Here is a 4,665-nt window from a genome sequence, read left to right as displayed (position 1 = left end):
CTGACATATGTTATTCAAAATAGTTTAATACATTAAAAATTGATAAGCTTCTGCACTTAAGAAACCTTCAATTTTATTCAAAGGTGATTCCAATTACGTCCACATTAGATCTCCTGTAGAAAGCTTTTTAACAATTAAGCCTCTTCTTCCCTTATTTATAATTTTTAAATTAAATTTCCCTCTATAGTATAATAAAGATGTTTCGTTTTCTAATGGGGTATGTCGTAAAATCAAAAGAGATTTTATCTCTTTTACCTTCTTTTCAGAGTAAATTTCACCACTAGGAAATTCTATTATTCCTAATGTAATCTTTAATTCGCTCTCATCAAAAGTCCACTCTTTATTAAGTTCTCTTATCTTTTGTATAAAGCTTCTTTTGGTTTGTCCTATATAGAGCAATGTTACATTCTTAGCATATACTCTAGAGATTGCAAATATCCCCTTCTTAGAAGCTTCTTCCCTATTATAAAAGTCATTTATACTATACATGCCATACCACTTAATATGTACTGTTTCTATGAATCTCACCTCGTTTTTAAACAATATTATAATTTCTGAATGTTCAAATTTTTATGGGTACATATGCTTGATTACTTGAATTATAAATTGTGCTTTTCAATAATACATTTTATTATTACTAATTTCAATAATGAAGAAAAAATACAATATTATAGTTTAATTACAAAGCTGTATAAAAAACAAAGTGATGTCGTGCCACATATTTTCTTTTTTACAATATCAAACTATCGTGAACAAAATTTTAAAAGTTATGGAATAAAAATACAATGTGTATGTACATACACATTGTATTAATTGAAGAAACCTTCTTAATTGAGGTCGTACCCCAATTAAGAAGAAAAAGAGTAGAAATTTAATCTCTCTACGCTGTTAAAATTATTCAAATCCCAAAAAACTGTACATCTTCTAGAGATACTAATTTTCTAGTTTTGATGTTTTTATAGTGCTTGAGCTTGATATTATTCAAGTTTTTTCATTGAGAATGCATAAATACAAACAAAACCAGTAATACATCTTTTCTGTGCCGTACTGGTTTTGTTTAGATCATCTTAAATTGTAGCTAGTTCACCGAGATTGCAAATTCCGATTTCGGTGCCCCAGCGAATACGATTGTTCCGTTCTTCGGCAGTTTCACCTTGTTATTGCCACTCACAATGCTAAAGTTGACGCAAACTCCCTTCTCATCATACACCGCAAACGAACCCTTTGATGGCAACGTCACGGTCATTCTTTTCTCTGCTGCCGCTTGCGGAATTGTAAACCATTTCGCATGCCCATTTGCTCCCAGCGTAACTTTGGATGATCGGCCTATATCAATTGGTTTTACATTTAATTCACTTACGTATAACAACCCAGCCATCTTCATATATTCATTTCCACCTTCTGTATAGAAGTGGGTTTCCGTTGTATCACGGCCATTCATTACGGGAATTTGGAGCTGATGCGTTGCGGTATTCGGACCTGTAATTTTTCTGCCATCCCAATAGCCTGCTGGGCCTTCCTTGCGAGTAATTTGTGTACTAAGAAGTTTCGGTTGAACGAGATATTGAATAGAACTAAATTTCTCGTTTACAAGATAGAACTTGACACCTTCCCTCTTTGCCCATGCAGCAGCGGTTTTCTTCGAAAGCACGTTGTCTTCTAGTTTCTCAGCTAAATAGTGAGTCATCACACTTTGCCCTAAACCTGGATGAGATTTATATGCGCTCTCCTTCAAATAAGTTCTTCCATTCTTCTCGGTTACGAAGTTGAGCTTGGAAGTACCCCCCTCATTAATAAAGCTTCCATCAGCAGTATATACATATTTTTCTTCTGGATTAGATGGTAAGAACAGTTCTCCGTTGTTCGTAATTTCAATTTTGAAATGATTTTCGCTATTGCCATAAAATCCTGCTTTCTTTGCTACGCCTTGAGGCATTTTGACTTTGACCGGCTTACCAAAGGATTTGTTCGGCTTGATTTCCTTAATAGTACCTTTTTCTTTAAGCGTAGCGAGCAGCAATTCAGTTGCCATTAGTTGATTTGTAGAGCTCCGTCCACCAGATGTCAATACAGCCGCTGCTATTTTCTGTTCCGGAAGCACGACTAATATAGCATGTTGCAGTGCCGTATCGCCGCCCTTAGTCAAAGCTTTGATCCCATATTCACTGAATGGGTATAGTTTCACACTATCCCAGCCAAGACCATAGTTAAAAATATTATCACCATCCCCCGGCCACATTCCTTTCTTATATTCCTCTTGCTCCATCGTCTTGACTACCTTATCAGAGAGGATTTCTTTTCCCTGTCCCATAAATAGTTGTGAAAATCGCACCATATCTTCTGCCGTGGAAGATATACCTCCCGTACCAATAACATTCACCGATTCAATTGGCAGTTGTCCTTGGTACGCCGGGAAATATAGTCCAGCCCGATTTTCATCCCTCCATTTGTCCTGCGGTGTTTTCGTATGATTCATCTTTAAAGGTCCTGTAAAGTTTTGATGTAGAAATTCAGTAAAACTCATACCACTAACTCTTTCCACCAAAATTTCGGCCAGCGTAAAGCCATCGTTACAGTATACCGAGAAAGCACCAGGATCCGCCTTCAAGTTTTGATTTGACAATTCCTGTAACAAGGTATCATGGGCATAGGTATCATTATCGTTAAATAAAAATGCATTACCTAACGTAGAACCTTGCAATCCAGAGGAGTGATTCAATAACATACGCGGTGTAATACGTTTGTATCGACCGTCTTTCATCTTAAAATCAGGAACATAGCGGACAACAGGATCATCCAAATCGACTTTTCCTTCATCGACCAGTTTCATTACAGCCGCTGTTGCATACATTTTACTGACTGAACCAATCCCGTATAAAGTATCTTTGGTTAGCGGCTTTTCCCCTTCCATATCGTTCTTGCCAGCCTGACCCGACAAAATAAGTTTTCCATTATCAATTAGTGCATACTGCACGCTAGCTGCCCCATGGGACTTAGTAAGTAGCTCCGCCTTCTCTGCTGCAATCTTCTTCAGTTCCTGACTAGCTACTTCTTCACCAGTTACAACAGTAGTCTTACTTTCAGAAAATGCTTTCGCTCCTGTTGGTAGAATCATAGTTACCGCTAATGCAGTGGCTAACACACCAGTTAGCTTATTTTTCATCACGGAATTACCTCCTTAAATAATTGATCGTTTTCATCATTCATTTGTTTAACTATGAAACTATGATAAATTTTACCCGTTTTTACTTTTAGACTACTTGCTAAATTCAGCAAGTAAAATATTTTTAAAAGGATCAGGAGTATCAGCTTTAAGGCTGTTCAAATTGACTGCCAATGTATGCTTGCCTCCAAGTGTGCCTCCAGCAAAAGTTAAAAAGCCAGGAATGGTTCCTCCATGCCCCCATATCGATTCACCGTTTGAAAGCTTCATTTTGAAAATTCCAAGCCCGGAATCACCAAGCTCATCTACTCCTGTAGAGACTGTTGTAAGCATTTGCTTTAGTTGCTGTTCTTTCAATAACTTGCCCCCAAGTAAATAAGAAAAGAATTTGTTTAAATCATCAGCTGTAGAAATCATATCTCCGGCCGAGCTCCCCATACTTGGGTTATAATAAGTAACATCTTTTGGCTCACTTGCTCCGTCTAATTGGATATATCCACGTGCATGCTTGGTTCCTGGAATGACGCTTGAATTTCCAGGTAAGAATGTATTCGCTAATTCAAGTGGTTCAATAATTCGATTTTCAATCTCTTCCGCATAGCTGTTCCCAGTTACTTTTTCAATAAGAATTCCTAGTAATACATATCCTGTATTTGAATACGACCAGCTCTTTCCTGGAGCAAAATCTGGAGGCATGGATATTCCCATCTTTACTAATCCTTCAGCAGTATAAGATTTTTTTGTATCCATCATATTAAAATCCTTTGACCTTGTGTAATTAGCAATACCACTTGTGTGATTCAATAATTGCCGGATAGTAATCTGTTTATCATCATATCCATTTCCTTGAATGACACCAGGCAACCATTTTTCAATAGAATCGTCTAAACTCAAGCGGTTTTCTCCTGCTAATTGAAGTACAACTGTTGCAGTGAACGTCTTTGTCACGCTGCCAATTCGAAATCGAAAATCTGTTTTCATTGGTTTCTTGGTACTTAGATCCGCTACACCAGCCGCATAACTCCATGTTTTTCCACCCTTAGAAGTTTTAGCAAGTATCCCTGGATATCCAAGCTTCAATGTATCCTGCATGGCCTCTTTGACGGAATTTCGATCTCTTTGGTTGCTTGTTTGTAACGAACTAGATACATTTTGAATGGACTCCGCTTTTACACTTGAGGTTGGAGTTGTATAAAACAGGGAACCTCCAGTTATTAAAAGGGCTAAACCTGTACATGTAATTTGACGATGCTTTTTCATCAAAATAATCCTCTCCCCTATTCATATTGTATAAATGGTTATTTGCTGTTTGGAACTAATCACACGGCTTTCTGACCTAAAAAATAGTCTATCCTTTGTTTGAGATGTATGTTAACTTTTGTAATGTCTCTTTTCCTCCAAACAAGTCTTATTAATTGATTTGTTTTTTTATAGAAATATATAGTATTTTTTCTCCTCTCACTCTTCTTTACATTTTCATCTTACACAATGAAAATCTCTTT

General features: G+C 36.8%; 3 protein-coding genes. All 3 read right to left on the bottom strand.

The genetic code is table 11. From position 1 onward, the window contains the following. Positions 1–93: 93 nt before the first annotated feature. The 3 genes from ACO6VI_RS32725 to ACO6VI_RS32715 all read right to left on the bottom strand — a co-directional run bounded on the left by ACO6VI_RS32725 (position 94) and on the right by ACO6VI_RS32715 (position 4,423). Positions 94–528 carry a hypothetical protein gene (locus ACO6VI_RS32725; protein ID WP_002094078.1) on the bottom strand — a complete coding sequence of 145 codons (435 nt, stop codon included), beginning with the start codon at positions 526–528 and terminating at the stop codon, positions 94–96. A 550-nt stretch (positions 529–1,078) separates the two neighbouring features. Then, positions 1,079–3,163: a serine hydrolase domain-containing protein gene (locus ACO6VI_RS32720; RefSeq protein WP_098851870.1), complete on the bottom strand. Its 2,085-nt coding sequence runs from the start codon at positions 3,161–3,163 to the stop codon at positions 1,079–1,081. A 93-nt stretch (positions 3,164–3,256) separates the two neighbouring features. Further along, positions 3,257–4,423 (bottom strand): serine hydrolase domain-containing protein, encoded by a 1,167-nt coding sequence (locus ACO6VI_RS32715; protein ID WP_088020620.1) that lies wholly within the window; start codon positions 4,421–4,423, stop codon positions 3,257–3,259. Between the last annotated feature and the right edge of the window lie 242 nt (positions 4,424–4,665).

This window comes from Bacillus sp. PSXD-155 (genome assembly GCF_049310765.1).
GTDB lineage: Bacteria > Bacillota > Bacilli > Bacillales > Bacillaceae_G > Bacillus_A > Bacillus_A cereus.
The sequence above is the reverse complement of the archived record's forward strand: the minus strand, read 5'-3'. Positions and strand labels throughout refer to the sequence as shown.

Bases quoted from the DNA above. Each gene is read 5' to 3' on its own strand.
- ACO6VI_RS32720 (WP_098851870.1), bottom strand. From the start codon at position 3,163: ATGAAAAATAAGCTAACTGGTGTGTTAGCCACTGCATTAGCGGTAACT.
- ACO6VI_RS32715 (WP_088020620.1), bottom strand. From the start codon at position 4,423: ATGAAAAAGCATCGTCAAATTACATGTACAGGTTTAGCCCTTTTAATA.